At 34.1% G+C, this 16,532-nt stretch carries 18 protein-coding genes and 1 tRNA gene; 7 read left to right on the forward strand and 12 right to left on the reverse strand.

Going from position 1 to position 16,532, the window contains the following annotated elements; genetic code table 11:
* Both AB3G34_RS13160 and AB3G34_RS13165 read left to right on the forward strand, forming a co-directional pair.
* Positions 1-1,275: an MFS transporter gene (locus tag AB3G34_RS13160; protein WP_369752688.1), complete on the forward strand. Its 1,275-nt coding sequence runs from the start codon at positions 1-3 to the stop codon at positions 1,273-1,275.
* A gap of 133 nt (positions 1,276-1,408) precedes the next feature.
* Positions 1,409-1,765, forward strand: coding sequence for a hypothetical protein (locus tag AB3G34_RS13165; RefSeq protein ID WP_369752689.1), 357 nt, complete (start codon positions 1,409-1,411; stop codon positions 1,763-1,765).
* On the opposite strand, the gene AB3G34_RS13170 is transcribed toward AB3G34_RS13165, so the two are convergent.
* The 3 genes from AB3G34_RS13170 to AB3G34_RS13180 form a co-directional block, all read right to left on the reverse strand.
* The gene (locus AB3G34_RS13170; RefSeq protein ID WP_369752690.1) at positions 1,762-2,520 is read right to left on the reverse strand and encodes a UDP-2,3-diacylglucosamine diphosphatase; all 759 of its coding nucleotides are present in this window, start codon (positions 2,518-2,520) and stop codon (positions 1,762-1,764) included. The two genes, AB3G34_RS13165 and AB3G34_RS13170, sit on opposite strands and share 4 nt — an antisense overlap.
* A gap of 23 nt (positions 2,521-2,543) precedes the next feature.
* Positions 2,544-2,996, reverse strand: a complete 453-nt coding sequence (locus AB3G34_RS13175; RefSeq protein ID WP_367755698.1) for a 6-pyruvoyl tetrahydropterin synthase family protein — start codon at positions 2,994-2,996, stop codon at positions 2,544-2,546.
* A 207-nt stretch (positions 2,997-3,203) separates the two neighbouring features.
* Positions 3,204-3,977, reverse strand: a complete 774-nt coding sequence (locus tag AB3G34_RS13180) for an enoyl-CoA hydratase/isomerase family protein (protein ID WP_369752691.1) — start codon at positions 3,975-3,977, stop codon at positions 3,204-3,206.
* Between the two features lie 124 nt (positions 3,978-4,101).
* Between AB3G34_RS13180 and AB3G34_RS13185 the strand changes: the two genes are divergently transcribed.
* Positions 4,102-4,175: transfer RNA gene (locus AB3G34_RS13185), tRNA-Ala, on the forward strand.
* Between the two features lie 43 nt (positions 4,176-4,218).
* A complete protein-coding gene (locus tag AB3G34_RS13190) occupies positions 4,219-4,467 on the forward strand; it encodes a GIY-YIG nuclease family protein (RefSeq protein ID WP_367772392.1) in 249 nt (82 codons plus the stop codon).
* A gap of 92 nt (positions 4,468-4,559) precedes the next feature.
* On the opposite strand, the gene AB3G34_RS13195 is transcribed toward AB3G34_RS13190, so the two are convergent.
* The 3 genes from AB3G34_RS13195 to AB3G34_RS13205 are packed head-to-tail and all read right to left on the reverse strand — an operon-like array spanning position 4,560 to position 7,351.
* Complete coding sequence (locus AB3G34_RS13195; protein WP_369752692.1) at positions 4,560-5,495, reverse strand: lipid A deacylase LpxR family protein; 936 nt, start codon at positions 5,493-5,495, stop codon at positions 4,560-4,562.
* Positions 5,496-6,239, reverse strand: coding sequence for a monofunctional biosynthetic peptidoglycan transglycosylase (gene mtgA / locus AB3G34_RS13200; RefSeq protein ID WP_369752693.1), 744 nt, complete (start codon positions 6,237-6,239; stop codon positions 5,496-5,498). It lies immediately after the preceding gene.
* A complete protein-coding gene (locus tag AB3G34_RS13205; RefSeq protein ID WP_369752694.1) occupies positions 6,239-7,351 on the reverse strand; it encodes an NAD(P)/FAD-dependent oxidoreductase in 1,113 nt (370 codons plus the stop codon). The genes mtgA and AB3G34_RS13205 overlap by 1 nt, the downstream gene beginning before the upstream one ends.
* A 156-nt stretch (positions 7,352-7,507) precedes the next feature.
* Here AB3G34_RS13205 and AB3G34_RS13210 point away from each other — a divergent pair, with 156 nt between their 5' ends.
* Both AB3G34_RS13210 and AB3G34_RS13215 read left to right on the forward strand, forming a co-directional pair.
* Entirely contained in the window at positions 7,508-9,409 is a 1,902-nt protein-coding gene (locus AB3G34_RS13210) for an alpha/beta fold hydrolase (protein ID WP_369752695.1), read from the forward strand.
* 78 nt (positions 9,410-9,487) lie between these two features.
* Positions 9,488-10,684, forward strand: coding sequence for an aminopeptidase C (locus AB3G34_RS13215; protein ID WP_369752696.1), 1,197 nt, complete (start codon positions 9,488-9,490; stop codon positions 10,682-10,684).
* 86 nt (positions 10,685-10,770) lie between these two features.
* Here AB3G34_RS13215 and accC read toward each other — a convergent pair whose 3' ends face one another.
* The 6 genes from accC to pdxA all read right to left on the reverse strand — a co-directional run bounded on the left by accC (position 10,771) and on the right by pdxA (position 15,764).
* Entirely contained in the window at positions 10,771-12,117 is a 1,347-nt protein-coding gene (accC, locus tag AB3G34_RS13220) for an acetyl-CoA carboxylase biotin carboxylase subunit (protein ID WP_367755712.1), read from the reverse strand.
* Positions 12,118-12,207: 90 nt separating this feature from the next.
* Positions 12,208-12,684, reverse strand: a complete 477-nt coding sequence (accB, locus tag AB3G34_RS13225) for an acetyl-CoA carboxylase biotin carboxyl carrier protein (RefSeq protein ID WP_367755714.1) — start codon at positions 12,682-12,684, stop codon at positions 12,208-12,210.
* A gap of 23 nt (positions 12,685-12,707) precedes the next feature.
* Positions 12,708-13,706 carry a beta-ketoacyl-ACP synthase III gene (locus AB3G34_RS13230; protein ID WP_369754105.1) on the reverse strand — a complete coding sequence of 333 codons (999 nt, stop codon included), beginning with the start codon at positions 13,704-13,706 and terminating at the stop codon, positions 12,708-12,710.
* Positions 13,707-13,880: 174 nt separating this feature from the next.
* Positions 13,881-14,075, reverse strand: a complete 195-nt coding sequence (gene rpmF / locus AB3G34_RS13235) for a 50S ribosomal protein L32 (protein WP_007137315.1) — start codon at positions 14,073-14,075, stop codon at positions 13,881-13,883.
* Between the two features lie 9 nt (positions 14,076-14,084).
* Complete coding sequence (locus tag AB3G34_RS13240; protein WP_369752697.1) at positions 14,085-14,630, reverse strand: DUF177 domain-containing protein; 546 nt, start codon at positions 14,628-14,630, stop codon at positions 14,085-14,087.
* Between the two features lie 87 nt (positions 14,631-14,717).
* A complete protein-coding gene (pdxA, locus tag AB3G34_RS13245; RefSeq protein WP_369752698.1) occupies positions 14,718-15,764 on the reverse strand; it encodes a 4-hydroxythreonine-4-phosphate dehydrogenase PdxA in 1,047 nt (348 codons plus the stop codon).
* A 58-nt stretch (positions 15,765-15,822) separates the two neighbouring features.
* Between pdxA and AB3G34_RS13250 the strand changes: the two genes are divergently transcribed.
* Positions 15,823-16,410, forward strand: coding sequence for a riboflavin synthase (locus AB3G34_RS13250; protein ID WP_369752699.1), 588 nt, complete (start codon positions 15,823-15,825; stop codon positions 16,408-16,410).
* Positions 16,411-16,532 lie beyond the last annotated feature (122 nt).

Genomic DNA, 16,532 nt, shown 5'->3' on the forward strand with positions numbered 1-16,532 from the left:
ATGAAAAAAACACACGACCCCTACGCAGCCTTACGTTATAAGGAATTCAACACTTTTTTATTATTGCGATTTGCTATGGTTTTTGCCTGGTCCATGCAATTTATTGTTATCGAATGGCAGGTTTATAGTTTAACGAAAGACCCACTTTCACTAGGAATTATAGGCTTAATGGAAATCATACCTGCGGTTGCTATGGCTTTATTTGCAGGACATATTGTGGATCAAAATGAGAAAAAAGGCCTTCTCGTTAAATGTATTTTTGGTTTTTCAGTAATTAGTTTTGGTTTGTTTTTATTGACCTGGCCCACCATTGTAAGTGACTATTCAACAAGAGCTATTTTGTATGGTATTTATTTTATGGTCTTCTTGGGCGGAATTGTACGTTCCTTTCTTGGCCCAACGATATTCTCCCTTTTATCCTTATTGGTTCCTAAAAAAGTGTATCCTAATGCTGCTACTTGGAGCAGTTCCGTTTGGCAAATTGGGTCTGTTTTAGGACCAGCTGTAGCTGGTTTTTCTATTACTTTGATTGGCGTGCACTGGTCGATGTGTTCTGTTTTTGCTTGTTCTGTTTTTGCACTGATTGCTTTAACTCAAATTGGTGCCAAGCCAATTTTGAACCCAAAAATTGGGGAACCTATTATGGAAAGTTTGAAAGAAGGTGTGAAATTTGTTTTCAATAATAAAACCGTTTTGGGCGCATTATCACTGGATATGGTGGCGGTTCTATTTGGTGGAGCGGTTGCACTTTTGCCTATTTTTGCTCAAGATATATTAAAAGTGGGTCCCGAAGGTTTTGGTGTGCTGAGAGCAGCACCAGCTGTAGGTTCTTTTTTGACATTAATAATTTCTGCTTATGTTCCCATGAATAAAAATGCAGGATTGAAGCTACTGGCAGCGATTTTTGCCTTTGGACTTTGCATCATTACTTTTGGACTTTCTACCATTTTTGCTCTATCCGTATTTGCATTATTTTTGAGCGGTGCTGTAGATGGAATTTCGGTAGTGATACGACAAACCATTTTACAATTAAAAACTCCCGATCACATGCGCGGCCGAGTTTCGGCAGTGAATTCTATTTTTGTAGGTTCTTCTAATGAGTTGGGGGCTTTTGAAAGTGGATTAACAGCCAAACTGATGGGAACAGTAACTTCAGTAGTTTTTGGTGGAAGTATGACTTTAATTATTGTTCTTGGAACGGGAATATTCTCTCCTTCATTCAGAAAACTAGATTTACAAAAAGACATTGACGAACATGAAAAGGAGGAGTCTTAAACTCATTTTAATATAACTTAAAAAGTCGGTAATTAATCTCAGGATTTGTTACCGACTTTTTTGTGACTTTTTTAATCTTTTTTATTTAGAATTAATCTAAATAATTATTATATTTGTTTCAAATGAATGAATTATGCAAGAAATGAAACAGATTTATTATAACGATTCAGGGACTTCTTTTTTTTGGAGAAAAGAGAACGAAATATTAACTGATAAAGTGCAATTGATTTTTAGAGAAACGGGGTTTTATTTCAGTCGACACGAACTGAAACAGTTTCAATGTTGTATTGACGAAAGTTATCTTTTAAATAACTGTTGTGATGATTGTAGCTTGAAAAATAATTGTCACAAATTTTTACTAAAAACACCTTGTTCTCAAATTGATTTGGCTGTTTCTATGCAAGAATTAATCGCAGTCAAAGACCTAGTAGAAGGTACTTTATTTAAAATAAATATGGATGAATATTTGAACGGGGAGGGAATGAATTAATTCTCGTACTTTTTTAACTCAAAAGTTTCTCCATCAAATACACCATAAGTAAAATAGGTAATCCAGTCGCCTAGATTCACATATTCTGAATTTTTACCTACTGTTACTTTCATAGGTAAATGGCGGTGCCCAAAAACAAGATAATTGTAGTGTTTGGTTTCTAGTTTTCTTTTGGAATACAAAATCAACCATTCGTTGTCTTCACCCAAAAAAGTAACATCTTCATCCCCAGAAATGAGTTTGTTTTTAACCGAAAGGTATTGCGCCAGTCCTACTCCAATATCAGGATGCAACCAGCGAAAAAGCCATTTAGAAAACGGATTGGTAAATACTTTTTTCATGCGTTTGTAACCTAGATCACCAGGTCCTTTCCCGTCACCGTGACCTACTAAGAAGGTTTTGTCCCCAAAAGTATATTCTTGATTGTCATGATAGACTGGAATATTTAATTCTTTTTGAAAATAATCATCCATCCATAAATCGTGGTTTCCTACGAAAAAATAGATTGGGATTCCGCTGTCGCGAATTTCGGCCAGTTTGCCTAAAACACGTACAAAACCTTTAGGGACTACGGTTTTATATTCGAACCAAAAATCGAATAAATCACCTACTAAAAAAATAGCTTCGGCATCTTTTTTCACTTCGTCGAGCCAAGCCACAAATCGCTTTTCTCTAGGAAAACTCAATTCGGGTGTTGGCGCTCCAAAATGTTGATCAGAAGCAAAATATACTTTTTTATTATTAGGTAATTTCATCAAACTAAGATATCAAAATTGAATTATAGGTTATCACTTGCAAACCATTCTGCAAAAGAAGATTCGGTTTCTTGTAATTTCAAAGAAAATAATTTAATTCCATCAGGTAATCTAGCAATAATTCTTTGAGAAAAATCAACTACCATGTTTTCACTAGTTGGCTGATAATCGACTAAGATGACGTGGTGTCCGCGGTTAATTAATTCGTTAGCCAACTCAATATGTGGGGTAGTTTCATTAAAAACAGTGGCGTGATCAAACTGATCTACAATTTCCTCTTTTACAATTTTTTTTAAGTCCGAAAAATCGATTACCATTCCGAATTTTACATCGTTACGGTTTACAATCGGTTTTCCTATTACGGTTACTGATAATTTATAACTATGTCCGTGAACATTTTTACATTTACCATCATAACCATATAAGGCATGCCCTGTTTCGAAATTAAATTGTTTTGTAATTCTGATATTGCTCATCGAAGTATAATTTTGAATGCAAATTTAGTAAATTGGCATGAGAAATAGGTGTGAAATAATGGGTTTCCTACTCTACGGGTTTTTAGCCCTGATAGAAGCGGCATCTCCCGATAAGAAAAACAAGGCTTTTTTTAGCCGTAGCTTTTCTATATCGGGAATATAGCGGATAGCAGGAAATAGCTCCTAAAACAAAACTAGTTTAGAGAATTATTTCTTTTTTTTGAATTGTTCCAAGGCATTTTTGGCATAATTAGACAGGACTAATTGACCTGTAACTGCAGCTCTTTCTAGTAAAAGAGTATCCCAATCTTGGGTTCCTTCCCAAATGATTTTTTTCATTTCGAATAAAGCGTCAGGATTATAAGAAGCTAATTTCGATGTGAAATGATCGATGTCAATATCCAGTTCTACTTGGTCTTGTGCTAGTTTGGCATACAACCCTTTTTCTAGCGCCCAATCGGCCGTTTTCCATTCGTGAGCAGCCAAAGTCATTTGGGTCATGGCCGTTTTACCAATTTTACGACTTACTGCAGGTTCTATCACAAAAGGACCAATCCCGATGGCTAATTCAGAGAGTTTTATGCTGGCATCAGCAGTGGCAAAAGCATAGTCACAAGCAGCCGCAATCCCAACTCCGCCACCTACGGCTTTGCCATGAATGCGCCCCACAATGATTTTTGAACAAGTACGCATCGCATTTATCAAATGAGCAAAACCCGAGAAAAAGTGAACCCCTTCTTCCTGATTCGACACTGCCAAAAGCTCATCAAACGAGGCTCCAGCACAAAATGCTCCAGTACCAACACTCTTTAAAACAATTACAGAAACCGCTGAATTCTCACTTAAATTATTCAATTCTTGAGTCAAAGAATCCAACAATTGACGTGGAAATGAATTGCTTGCCGGATGACCAAATTGTACGGTTGCAATCTTATTTTCTATTTTTGTTGATAATGAACCATTGGATTCAGGTAGTGCCATAGCAGTAGTTTTTATGTAAAGTTAAAAATATAAATAGGAAACTATACTTTTTTAAAAAATTTGGAAGTTGTTTTTTGAAAAATGCTATTTGAATACTTTAAAATATTATATTTGCGCCACTATTGGGGGATTAGCTCATTTGGCTAGAGTGCTTGCCTGGCAGGCAAGAGGTGACCGGTTCGAATCCGGTATTCTCCACAAAGACCCAAACAAAGTTTGGGTCTTTTTTATTTGTATCCTTATGTTTTACACCTATATCATTTATTCAAAAACTATCAATAAGTTTTATGTCGGCTCTTGCCAAGATGTCCAAGATCGACTTCGAGATCATTTGAATGGCAAAAGCAAATACACTAAACAGGTTAAAGATTGGGAACTAAAATATTTTGAGAGTTATTCTTCAAGAAGCGAAGCATACCAAAGAGAAATGAAAATTAAAAAAATGAAAAGCAGAAAATATATTGAAAGTCTAATTGAAAATAAGAACTAGAGTGTCCCGATGACAATCGGGAAGGTGATCGGTTCGAATCCGGTATTCTCCACAAAGACCCAAACAAAGTTTGGGTCTTTTTTATTTGTATTCTACTTTAGCAAATAGGAAACACCAATAGAGCCATAAAAATATCCCGAAATCGTTCTACTGTTTAATTCCTTTCCTCTGTAGACAAAAACATAAAATAAATTCAGATTGTTTTTGCGGTATTTAAAACCTGCTTCGCCATTAAAACGAAAAGGTACCAAATCGAAAGTTACAGTACTGTTACTATTAAAAAGACTGCCTTGAATAGTGGCATCATACAACTGATAGTTAATACTAGGTGCTATATAAAAATAAAACTCGCTTTCATTACTCCCTATGGCCCCTCCATGAAGATTAGAATCGAATAATGGGACTAATTTTTTTAATCCTATTCTAGTTAAAAAACCAGTAGATGCACCCGTGAAAATGGTTCCTAAGTTGGCTTCGGATTGAAAATGAAAATCTATTTTTTTACTCTCAGAATTAGGAAATAACTTTTTTGAAAATAAGAAATGTGTTTGAATGGCCAGTGCATTTTGAATTTGATATCCCCAACCCTGAACTGCTTTATACCCCACTAAACTATGAAAGCTTTTTTGCATTTCTCTACCATAGGAATTGGGTCCAACATATCCTATTTGAAAATTTGCTTTAAATACGGATTCGTTTTTATAAAATATATTTTCTCCAATTTCTCCAAAAAGATATCCCGCATAAGGACGGTCCATTATTTCTTTTTCAGGAGAGTCTATAAACCGAGGTGTATAAATATATTGTCCTATTGTAAATTCTACACTTTTTTTAGAGATATCTAACTTACTATTTTTAATTAAATGACGGTAAAAAATTGCTAATCCATTCGTATAATACATGTCATTTTTGGAGGATGTATAAAGATCATTATCTGTTATAATGCCAATTTCAGATTTCCTACTTTGTCCATAATTGAAAACGGAGAACAAAATTAAAAAGAAAAAAACATTTTTATTAATTAACATTTAATATTCTATTTTTCCAATAGTACGCATCACTCGCAAAATCTTAGTTTTTCTATTATTAATATAAGAAGAAGAACTAGTCGCTGTGAATTTTCTTGGATTGGGTAAAATTGCGGCAATTCCTGCAGCTTGAAGTGGTGTAAGATTTGCAGCATCTTTTCGGTACCAATGTTCTGCAGCCGCTTGTGCTCCATACACTCCATCACCCATTTCAATACTATTTAAGTACACTTCCATAATACGTTCCTTACCCCAAATCACTTCAATAAGGACAGTGAAATAAGCTTCTAGTCCCTTACGAATGTAGCTTCTTCCTTGCCAAAGAAATACATTTTTAGCTGTTTGTTGTGAAATCGTACTTCCTCCTTTTATTCTGCGACCTCGCTCATTACTTTTATACGCTTTTTGCATCGCGACGAAATCAAATCCATTATGAATAAGAAAAGTTCCGTCTTCACTGGCGATAACTGCCTTTTGCAAATTGACCGAAATATTCTCTAATGGCTCCCAGTCATGACTAAAATAAATTTCTTTTCCAGCCACTTTATTCTCGATAACTCTTATCGCCATAAGTGGCGTAATAGGTACTGGTACAAATTTAAAAAATACTACCAAAAATACGGACAGTCCGATGAACCATAAGAATGTTTTAAATAAAATAACTCTTAGTTTATTCATAAAAGAGGCTGGTTCTTTTTTTACTGGTTTTTTTGCGGTTTTCTTAGGTGTAATTTTTATTCCCATTATACTAAATCTGCTAATTCTGTTCCTATTAAACTTCCTATTGCTACTCCCATTCCTCCTAATCGCACTCCACAATAAACGTTTTCAGACAATTGTGAAACTATGGGTTTCTTACTGTTACCAATACCCATAATACCGCTCCAACGGTGTTCAATTTTAAAATCTCGGTTGGGCAAAATTACTTCTTTTAATAATTGTTCCAATTTATTTTGTACAATTTCTGTCTGCGCAAACTCCGTTGTGTTTTCTGCCTCAAAATCAAGATTTCTTCCACCACCTAATAATATACGATCTCCAATATTTCGAAAATAGTAATACCCTCTGTCTAAATGAAATGTCCCTTTTATATCTAAATCTTTTATTGGTTCCGTTATTAAAACTTGGGCTCTCGCTGGCTTTACAGCACCATTAGTCAATTGATTTGAAAATCCATTGGTAGCAAACAAAACTTTTTTGGTAATAAAACTAAAATTACCAAGGTTGATCTCAACTTCATTTCCTTTATCCAAAAAAGAAGTGACTGTTTGTTGGTTCAAAATCAATATATTTTCAGAATACGCATTTTTCAATAATGCCTGCATCATATTACCTGTATCAATCTGACCTTCAAAAGGGTTGTAAACTAAATAATCTTTTGTGCCGTTAAAACTAAAACGGTCTACTTGCTTGGCAAAAACGTCGGCTTTAAATAATGGTTTTAGGATTTCATTTATAAAAGGCAATTTATTAATACATTCCGTATAACAACTATCATCAGAATTTAAAAAAACTTCATATCCCCCAAATGGTTTAAAATCAATCGCGGTATCTCCTAATCGTTTCCTTAACAATTGCAACCCTTGCCACCGTTTTTCAATAAGACCTACTACCTCTTCTTCCGAATGGGATTTTAAATCATCTATAATTTCAGAAATGCTCCCAAAACAAGCAAAACCAGCATTCTTAGTACTGGCTCCATGCGGCAACATTCCTTTTTCAAGAACTAAAATTTTACTATCAGGGAACCTTTCGCGCAAGCGCAACGCAGCGTGTAAACCTACAATTCCGCTTCCTACAACAGTATAATCTACATTTGTAAACCAATTTTTTAATTCCCAATAACTTAGTTGCATGTTCTAATTTTTCTATAAAAATAATATTTTTAGTGAATTAAACACATGCTTATCGCTGTTTTAAACAAAATAACATTTTGAAAGAGTTAACATAATCCTGATTCTCATTTTAGAATAAAATTGTACTTTTAGGAACCCAAAATAATTTAATTTTATATGAAAAAAATACTCCTTACAACCCTAACTATGATGAGTTTAAGCGCAATTGGTCAAAATGTAATGACCCCAGAAAAACTCTGGAAATTAGGAAGAGTAACTCCTATAGGAATATCTACCGATGCAAAAAATGTAGTTTATAAAGTAACTATCCCTTCTGTTGAGGAAAATAAATCGGATTCTAAATTCTATACTGTTCCTGTTAATGGCGGAAAATCAACTGAAGTAGTTGATTATAAAACTTTGGTAAAAGACAAAAACATTTCGCCAGATGGGAAATACATTGTCTACAATGAAGAGGTAAAAATCAACAATGTACTTGGGAAAGATTTTTATCCCGAGCTTGAAAATTCAGATGTTCAAATTTATGATGGTCTAGACTATCGTCATTGGGACACCTGGAATGAAGGTAAATTCAATCATGTTTTTTATAAAGAAACTAGCGAAGGAGCTGTTGGTGTAGATATTCTAAGTTCAGAAGCATTTGATAGTCCGCAAAAACCTTTTGGTGGAGACGAAGATTACATTTGGTCTCCAGACAGCAAACACATTTTATATGTTTCTAAGAAAAAAGTAGGCACACAATATGCCATTTCGACCAATACCAATATTTTTGAATACAATATAGAAACTGGAAAAACGGTAAATAGAACCGAAGATAATCTTGGTTATGATGTATCTCCAAAATTCTCTCCTTCAGGAAATTTAACTTGGTTACAAATGAAACGAGATGGTTATGAAGCCGATAAAAATGACATTATTGTTGATTTTAAAGGAATGAAAATGAATTTAACAGCAAACTGGGATGGAACTGTAGATAGTTTTACTTGGAGCGCTGATGGAACAAAAATCTATTTTATTGCTGCCGTTGATGGAACGAAACAACTATTTGAAGTAAACTTCCCTGGTTTTACAAAAATCGCCGTGCATGTAGACCAAGTTACAAATGGTGATTTTGATGTAAACGAAATCGTAGGGTTCTCTGGAAACAATGTTATTGTTACAAGAGCGGATATGAATCATGCTTCGGAATTATTTTCTTATGATCAAAAAAAGAAAACATGGAAACAATTGTCAAATGTAAACACAGCTACTTATAATTCTTTGGCGCTAAGCAAAACAGAAAGAAGGTATGTAACCACAACTGATGGTAAAAAAATGTTAGTTTGGGTAATTTTGCCTCCTAATTTTGATGCTTCAAAAAAATACCCAACTCTTTTGTATTGCCAAGGAGGACCTCAAAGTGCGTTGACTCAATTTTATTCGTTCCGTTGGAATTTTCAATTAATGGCCGCAAATGGTTATATCGTTGTAGCGCCAAATCGTCGCGGAATGCCAGGACATGGAGTAGAATGGAATGAACAAATTAGTAAAGATTGGGGTGGACAAGTGATGGACGATTACCTATCGGCAATTGATGATGTAGCCAAAGAAAGTTATGTTGACAAAAGTCGTTTAGGATGTATAGGTGCAAGTTACGGTGGGTATTCGGCCTTTTATTTGGCTGGGATACACAACAATCGTTTCAAAACTTTTATCGCACACGATGGCGTATTCAATACTCAAAGTATGTTTGGAACTACTGAAGAGGTTTTCTTTAATAATTGGGATTTTGGTGGTCCTTATTGGGAAAAAGACAATGCTGTTGCCCAAAAAACATATACTACTTTCAATCCTGCCAGTTTAGTAGAAAAATGGAATACTCCAATATTAATTTTTCAAGGAGGTAAAGATTTCCGTGTACCAATAGGACAAGGTCAAGAAGCATTTCAAGCGGCACAATTACGCGGAATAAAAAGTAGATTTATCTATTTCCCAGAAGAAAACCATTGGGTTCTAAAACCTCAAAACGCTCAAGTATGGCAAAAAGAGTTTTTTAAATGGTTAAAAGAAACTTTGTAAATTAATGTTAAAAAACAAGCATATACTGTAACAATTGTTATAAATACACACCAATAGTAACTATCAAAAAATTAAACAATGTATACATTTCAAGTAAAAAATCTGTTTATAGCCTCTACACTAGTATTAGGTATGAGTGTCGCTTCTGCACAAGATGGGCTAGTAAATTCTCTAAAAGTTAATGCCAGTGAAAAAAGTGTTGAAAGTTTTAAATTTACTGACGTAATTAATCTTGCAAATACTTCCATAAAAAACCAAGGTTCATCAGGAACTTGCTGGAGTTATTCTACCAATTCTTACTTAGAATCAGAAATGATCCGATTAGGCAAACAACCTGTCGAAATATCACAAGTATTTTCGGCTCGTAATGCTTATGTGGAAAAAGGCAAGAATTATGTACGTATGCATGGAGCTGTTACCCTAGGTGACGGTGGAGAATTACACGATGTAATTAATATGTACAAAAAATACGGAGCAGTGCCACAAGAAGTTTATAGTGGACTAAATTACGGTACTACAAAAAACAAATTTGCTGAAATGTCAGGAATTACCGAAGCATTATTAGCCGCAGTGGTAAAAAATCCAAACGGAGAATTGACCCCAAACTGGGAAAAAGCATATGCAGCAGTTATTGATTCTTATTTAGGTGAAGTACCAAAAACCTTTGCTTATAAAGGAAAAAATTACACTCCCCAAACATTTGCAAAAGAATTAATAGGGATTAATCCTGATGAATATGTTGAATTTGCTTCTTATTCTACTGAGCCTTATTATAAAAAAACAATGATGATGGTTCCAGATAACTGGTCATTTGATTTGGTTTACAATGTAAAAATGAATGACATGACTGCCATCATTGATAACGCATTAAAAAATGGATTCACTGTAGCTTGGGCAACAGATGTAAGCGAAAAAAGTTTTAGTTGGAAAAATGGTGTTGCTTATGTTCCAACAAAGAACTATGATGACATGACCAAAGAAGAAAAGGAAAATATGTTTAATGGTCCAAAAGAAGAACCAGAAATTACTGAAGAAATGCGTCAAAAAGCATTTGATAATTATCAAACTACAGATGATCATGCGATGCATATTGTTGGAATTGCTAAGGATCAATTGGGTAAAGAATATTATATTGTTAAAAATTCTTGGGGAGCTACAAATGACTACAAAGGTTATTTATACGTAACTAAGGATTTCGTAAAATACAAAACAACCTCTTTTATGGTAAACAAAGCTGGAGTTCCTGCTGCCATTTCAAGTAAATTAGGAGCATAAAAAAAATCCCGAAATAAAATTTCGGGATTTTAATATAAAAAAGCATCACTGAAAAGTGATGCTTTTTTTATTTGATCTTTTTCCTTTTATTCAGGACTAATCATTTTAAAAGTATCCATGAACGCAGTAGTATAATCACCAGCAATATATCTAGGATCATCCATTAATTGTCTATGAAATGGAATTGTAGTTTTAATTCCTTCGATAACGAATTCATCTAATGCTCTTCTCATTTTACTAATTGCTTCCTCACGAGATTGGGCAGTAGTAATCAATTTAGCGATCATTGAATCGTAATTTGGTGGAATGGTATAACCTGAATAAACGTGAGTATCTAAACGAACTCCGTGTCCACCTGGCATATGTAATGTTGTTATCTTTCCTGGTGAAGGTCTAAAATCATTGTATGGATCTTCGGCATTAATACGACATTCAATAGCGTGCAATTGTGGCAAATAATTTTTACCAGAAATAGGCACACCAGCAGCAACTAAAATTTGCTCTCGAATTAAATCATAATCAATAACTTGTTCCGTAATTGGGTGTTCCACCTGAATACGTGTATTCATTTCCATGAAATAGAAATTACGGTGTTTGTCCACTAAAAATTCTACCGTTCCTGCACCTTCGTATTTAATATACTCTGCTGCTTTTACTGCTGCTTCACCCATTTTCAAACGCAATTCGTCTGTCATGAATGGAGAAGGAGTTTCTTCAGTTAATTTTTGATGACGTCTTTGTACAGAACAGTCTCTTTCAGAAAGATGACATGCTTTTCCATAAGAATCACCAATTACTTGGATTTCAATATGACGAGGCTCTTCAATTAATTTTTCAAGATACATTCCGTCATTTCCAAAAGCGGCAGCCGACTCTTGACGAGCACCTTCCCAAGCTTTTAATAAGTCTTCTTCTTTCCAAACTGCACGCATTCCTTTACCACCACCTCCAGCAGTTGCTTTAAGCATTACTGGGTAACCAAAAGATTTTGCAATTTCTTGAGTTTGTTCGAATGATTCCAAAATTCCAACTGAACCAGGTACACATGGCACACCAGCTTCAATCATAGTTGATTTAGCAGAAGCTTTATCACCCATTCTATCAATCATTTCAGGAGCAGCACCAATGAATTTGATTCCGTGCTCTTGACAGATTTTAGAAAATTTAGAATTTTCAGATAAGAATCCGTATCCTGGATGTATTGCATCTGCATTTGTAATTTCTGCAGCGGCAATAATATTTGACATTTTCAAATAGGACAAGTTGCTTGGAGGAGGTCCAATACAAACCGCTTCGTCAGCAAACCTTACGTGTAAACTCTCTGCATCAGCAGTAGAATAAACAGCAACAGTTTTAATGCCCATTTCTTTGCAAGTTCTAATTACACGAAGTGCAATTTCTCCCCTATTTGCAATTAATATTTTTTTAAACATCTTGTTTTAAATTTTAAATTATGAATTTTAAATTTTAAATTATTTCAAAACAACAAATTTGTTCGCTCGAAATATATAATTTAAAATTAATTAAGATGGATCAACTAAGAATAAAGGTTGGTCAAATTCTACTGGTGACATATCATCAACTAATATTTTTACAATTTTACCAGAAATTTCAGACTCAATTTCATTAAATAATTTCATTGCTTCAATAACACAAAGCACGTCCCCTTTACCGATAGTAGTACCAACTTCAACAAACATTGGTTTATCTGGAGATGGTTTTCTATAAAAAGTACCAATAATTGGCGATTTTATAGTAACATATTTAGAATCCTCAGCTACTGGTACTGGAACCGCTGCAACTGGAGCAACTGGCTGTGGAGCTAAAGCTTGTTGTAGTGTGTTTTGAGCAGGCATTTGTTGTACATACGTGGTCTCTGTAACATTACCTTCTAAAGTTGTACGAATGGTGATTTTAACATCATCCATTTCTAATTTAACTTCTGCAACTCCTGAATTTGCTACAAATTTGATTAGGTTCTGAATTTCTTTTAAATCCATAATTATTTGTTTTTAGTTTAAATTTATTGTTTGTCGTATGCCCATTTTAAATAAATAGATCCCCAAGTGAATCCCCCTCCAAAAGCAGCCAAAATAATAGTATCTCCTTTTTTAAACAAATGTTCAAAATCGTTAAGCACTAAAGGTAAAGTTGCCGAAGTAGTATTACCATACTTCTCTATATTCATTAAAACTTTAGAATCTTCTAAATTCATTCTACTTGCAGTAGCATCAATTATACGCTTATTTGCCTGATGTGGCACTAACCAATCTACATCCTCATTCGTTAAATTGTTTCTCTTAAGAATTGTCTCACTTGCATCAGCCATATTAGTAACCGCATATTTAAAAACAGTTTTACCGTCTTGAACAATATTATGTCTGTTTTCTTTTATGGTATCCAAAGAGGTAGGGTGAAGTGATCCACCAGCATCAATTTTCAAGAAATCACGACCAATTCCGTCGCTTCTTAAGTATTCATCTTTCAAGCCTAGACCTTCATAATTAGGTTCAAATAAGACAGCACCAGCACCATCTCCAAAAATAATACATGTGGAGCGGTCCGTGTAATCTACTATTGATGACATTTTATCGGCACCTATAAGAAGTACTTTTTTATACCTACCTGATTGAATATAAGCTGCTGCTGTAGACATTCCATATAAAAAACTGGAACAGGCAGCTTGCAAATCGTAGGCGAAAGCATTTGTTGCACCTATTTGTGTGGCTACATAAACTCCAGTTGAAGCAACTGGCATATCTGCTGTAGCAGTTGCCATTATCACCATATCAATTTCCAAAGGGTCGATTTTTGCTTTAGCCAATAAGTCTTGAGCAGCTTTGATGGCTAAAAAAGAAGTCCCTTTATCCTTATCTTTAAGAATTCTTCTTTCTTTAATTCCTGTACGAGAGGTAATCCACTCATCATTTGTGTCAACCATAGTTTCTAGAACCTTGTTTGAAAGCACAAATTCTGGAACATAAGCTCCAACAGCGGTAATTGCGGCTGTAATTGTATTCATTGTATTCGAATATTTTACATCAAATGTTGCCATTTGAAAAAACGTTTAAAAGAGTTGAAAATTACAAAAAAAATTCTAAACCCATTGTCTTAGAACTTCTTATTTAATTAAAATTATAAACAACAAAAAAACTCTCACTATGTGAGAGTTCAAATATCATTTGTAAAAAATGCATTAAGCAACAGCTACAGACTTATCTATAACAACTTGCCCTCTGTAGTACATTTTCCCTTCATGCCAGTAGGCTCTGTGGTATAAATGCGCTTCTCCTGTGATAGGACAAGTAGCGATTTGAGCTACAGTAGCTTTATAATGTGTTCTTCTTTTATCTCTTCTTGTTTTGGAGATTTTTCTCTTAGGATGTGCCATTTTACTATATTATTTATCCGTTAATAGTTGCTTTAATTTGTCCCAACGCGGGTCAATATTCTCTTCTTTATTCTTTTCTTCTTCTTTTGATTCTTTTAATGTAAGTTCCTTCAGTTTATCAAGAGCTTCCGTTTTTAAACTTCCATCTTTGACTCCTGGATGGACTCGCCTTAGAGGAACAGACAGCACAATCATTTCATATATATACTGCGCAACATCTATTTCAAATTCCCCAAATGGCAGTATAAGCAATTCTTCATTGTCATTATTATACTCCTCTCCAAAACGGACAATCAACTTCATTTTACCTTTAATAGGCAAATCAAAATCTTCACTTGTAAGATCACAAGGTACATTTACCGTCCCTTTGTGCTTAAAAGCCAATTCAAGCATTGTGCTTTTTTTCTCTAAAACTACATTTACTTTGATGTCTGAATTTTGAAATTCGTCATAATCAAAGATTTCAAAGAACGCATTACTTAATTGATATTCAAAATGATGTTTCCCTAGCTTTAATCCCACAAAAGGAATTAAAAATTCTTTTGTATTCTTCATTTCAACATAATTTTACCCCAAACTTCGGGAGTGCAAAGATATAAAATTATTACAAAACTAATAATCTTATTTATCTTTTTTTATTTACTACTGTTTTTCTTTAATCTTCAGTGGTTTTTGACTGATTTCTTCGTATTGAATTCTAGAGCGATAAATATCTAAAGCAAGATAAACCGCTTCTTTAAATGAGTTATAATCTGCCACCCCTTTCCCAGCAATATCATAGGCAGTGCCATGATCAGGAGATGTTCTTACTTTATTTAAACCAGCCGTATAATTCACTCCTTTTCCAAATGACAATGTTTTAAAAGGAATTAAGCCTTGGTCATGATATGTAGCTATTACAGCATCATATTTCTCATACTGCCCACTTCCAAAAAAACCATCAGCTGCAAAAGGTCCAAATACCATCGTTCCTTTTTCAAATATTTTTTTCAAAGTTGGAGTCAAAATAGCATTTTCTTCGTTTCCTATTACTCCTCCGTCTCCACAATGTGGATTTAATCCTAAAACTGCAATTTTTGGCTTATTTATACTAAAATCCTGAATAAGTGACTGTCTTACTGTTTCTATTTTTTGTTTTATCAAATCTTCTGTAAGATGAGATGCTACCTCACTCAACGGAATATGATCCGTCAATAAACCAACTCTCAAATTATCCTGAACCATCAACATTAGGGCGTTCCCTTCTAATTCTTGGTTTAAATAATCAGTATGTCCAGGGAATTTAAATTCTTCCGATTGAATGTTATATTTATTTATTGGGGCTGTAACTAAAACATCTACAATTCCATCCTTTAAAGCTTGAGTAGCTGCTACAAATGACTTTACAGCATACTCCCCCACTTTATCATCATTAACTCCTAAATTTAAATCCACACCTTCTTTCCAAAGATTAAAAACATTGATTTTCCCTGGAAGAATTTGATCTAGTTTATCGATTCCATGAAGTGAAACCGTTGCATTTAAATTCTTTTTAATAAAAGACATTATTTTCACATTGGCAAAAATAACTGGCGTACACAGTTCTAACATACGTGTATCCTCGAATGTTTTTAGAACAACTTCGCTTCCAATACCGTTTAAATCTCCTATTGAAATTCCAACAATTATATTTTCTGCTTTTTTCATCATGACCTCACGTTATTTATTGCTAATTTTGAAGTGCAAATTTAGTAAAATAAAATAAGAAATGTTTACAGGAATCATAGAAACCCTTGGTACTATCCAAGAAATAAAAAAAGAAAAAGACAATATTCACGTAACGGTGGACTCCTCTATAACAGCGGAGCTCCAAATAGATCAAAGTGTCGCGCATAATGGTATTTGTTTAACCGTAGTAGCTATTAACAACAATAGCTATACTGTAACGGCAATTGACGAAACGATAAAAAAAACAAATCTAGGAGATTGGAAGGTTGGAGATAGCATCAATCTTGAAAGAGCCATGAAATTAGGCGATCGACTAGACGGACATATCGTGCAAGGTCACGTAGATCAAACTGGTATATGCATTTCAACGGAAGAAACTAATGGAAGTTGGTCTTACACATTTGAGTACGACGAGACTCTAAACAACCTTACTATTGAAAAAGGTTCGATTACCGTTAATGGAGTAAGTTTGACAGTAGTAGACTCTAAGAAAAATCAATTCAGTGTTGCTATCATACCTTACACGCACGAACATACTAATTTTAAAAATTTCAAAGTTGGTACTAAAATAAATCTTGAATTTGATGTAATTGGTAAATATGTATCTAAACTATATGCTTCAAGATAGCGATTAAAATCTCTTATTTTAAAGTATAAAACAGAAACAGTACTTAGTTTAGATTATACAGTTGTCATTTTTAGTATTGATTTTATTTAATTCGAAAATAACCCCGTTTAACCCATCAATAT

The organism is Flavobacterium sp. WC2409, assembly GCF_041200085.1.
Classification (GTDB): domain Bacteria; phylum Bacteroidota; class Bacteroidia; order Flavobacteriales; family Flavobacteriaceae; genus Flavobacterium.

What these genes read in the sequence shown, in the direction of transcription:
- rpmF (WP_007137315.1), bottom strand. Translation starts at nt 14,075, where the DNA reads ATGGCACATCCTAAGAGAAAAATCTCCAAAACAAGAAGAGATAAAAGA.
- accC (WP_367755712.1), bottom strand. Translation starts at nt 12,117, where the DNA reads ATGTTTAAAAAAATATTAATTGCAAATAGGGGAGAAATTGCACTTCGT.
- AB3G34_RS13240 (WP_369752697.1), bottom strand. Translation starts at nt 14,630, where the DNA reads ATGAAGAATACAAAAGAATTTTTAATTCCTTTTGTGGGATTAAAGCTA.
- AB3G34_RS13250 (WP_369752699.1), top strand. Translation starts at nt 15,823, where the DNA reads ATGTTTACAGGAATCATAGAAACCCTTGGTACTATCCAAGAAATAAAA.
- AB3G34_RS13180 (WP_369752691.1), bottom strand. Translation starts at nt 3,977, where the DNA reads ATGGCACTACCTGAATCCAATGGTTCATTATCAACAAAAATAGAAAAT.
- accB (WP_367755714.1), bottom strand. Translation starts at nt 12,684, where the DNA reads ATGGATTTAAAAGAAATTCAGAACCTAATCAAATTTGTAGCAAATTCA.
- AB3G34_RS13205 (WP_369752694.1), bottom strand. Translation starts at nt 7,351, where the DNA reads ATGCAACTAAGTTATTGGGAATTAAAAAATTGGTTTACAAATGTAGAT.
- AB3G34_RS13175 (WP_367755698.1), bottom strand. Translation starts at nt 2,996, where the DNA reads ATGAGCAATATCAGAATTACAAAACAATTTAATTTCGAAACAGGGCAT.
- AB3G34_RS13215 (WP_369752696.1), top strand. Translation starts at nt 9,488, where the DNA reads ATGTATACATTTCAAGTAAAAAATCTGTTTATAGCCTCTACACTAGTA.
- AB3G34_RS13165 (WP_369752689.1), top strand. Translation starts at nt 1,409, where the DNA reads ATGCAAGAAATGAAACAGATTTATTATAACGATTCAGGGACTTCTTTT.
- AB3G34_RS13170 (WP_369752690.1), bottom strand. Translation starts at nt 2,520, where the DNA reads ATGAAATTACCTAATAATAAAAAAGTATATTTTGCTTCTGATCAACAT.
- AB3G34_RS13160 (WP_369752688.1), top strand. Translation starts at nt 1, where the DNA reads ATGAAAAAAACACACGACCCCTACGCAGCCTTACGTTATAAGGAATTC.
- pdxA (WP_369752698.1), bottom strand. Translation starts at nt 15,764, where the DNA reads ATGATGAAAAAAGCAGAAAATATAATTGTTGGAATTTCAATAGGAGAT.
- AB3G34_RS13195 (WP_369752692.1), bottom strand. Translation starts at nt 5,495, where the DNA reads ATGTTAATTAATAAAAATGTTTTTTTCTTTTTAATTTTGTTCTCCGTT.
- AB3G34_RS13210 (WP_369752695.1), top strand. Translation starts at nt 7,508, where the DNA reads ATGAAAAAAATACTCCTTACAACCCTAACTATGATGAGTTTAAGCGCA.
- AB3G34_RS13230 (WP_369754105.1), bottom strand. Translation starts at nt 13,706, where the DNA reads ATGAATACAATTACAGCCGCAATTACCGCTGTTGGAGCTTATGTTCCA.
- AB3G34_RS13190 (WP_367772392.1), top strand. Translation starts at nt 4,219, where the DNA reads ATGTTTTACACCTATATCATTTATTCAAAAACTATCAATAAGTTTTAT.
- mtgA (WP_369752693.1), bottom strand. Translation starts at nt 6,239, where the DNA reads ATGGGAATAAAAATTACACCTAAGAAAACCGCAAAAAAACCAGTAAAA.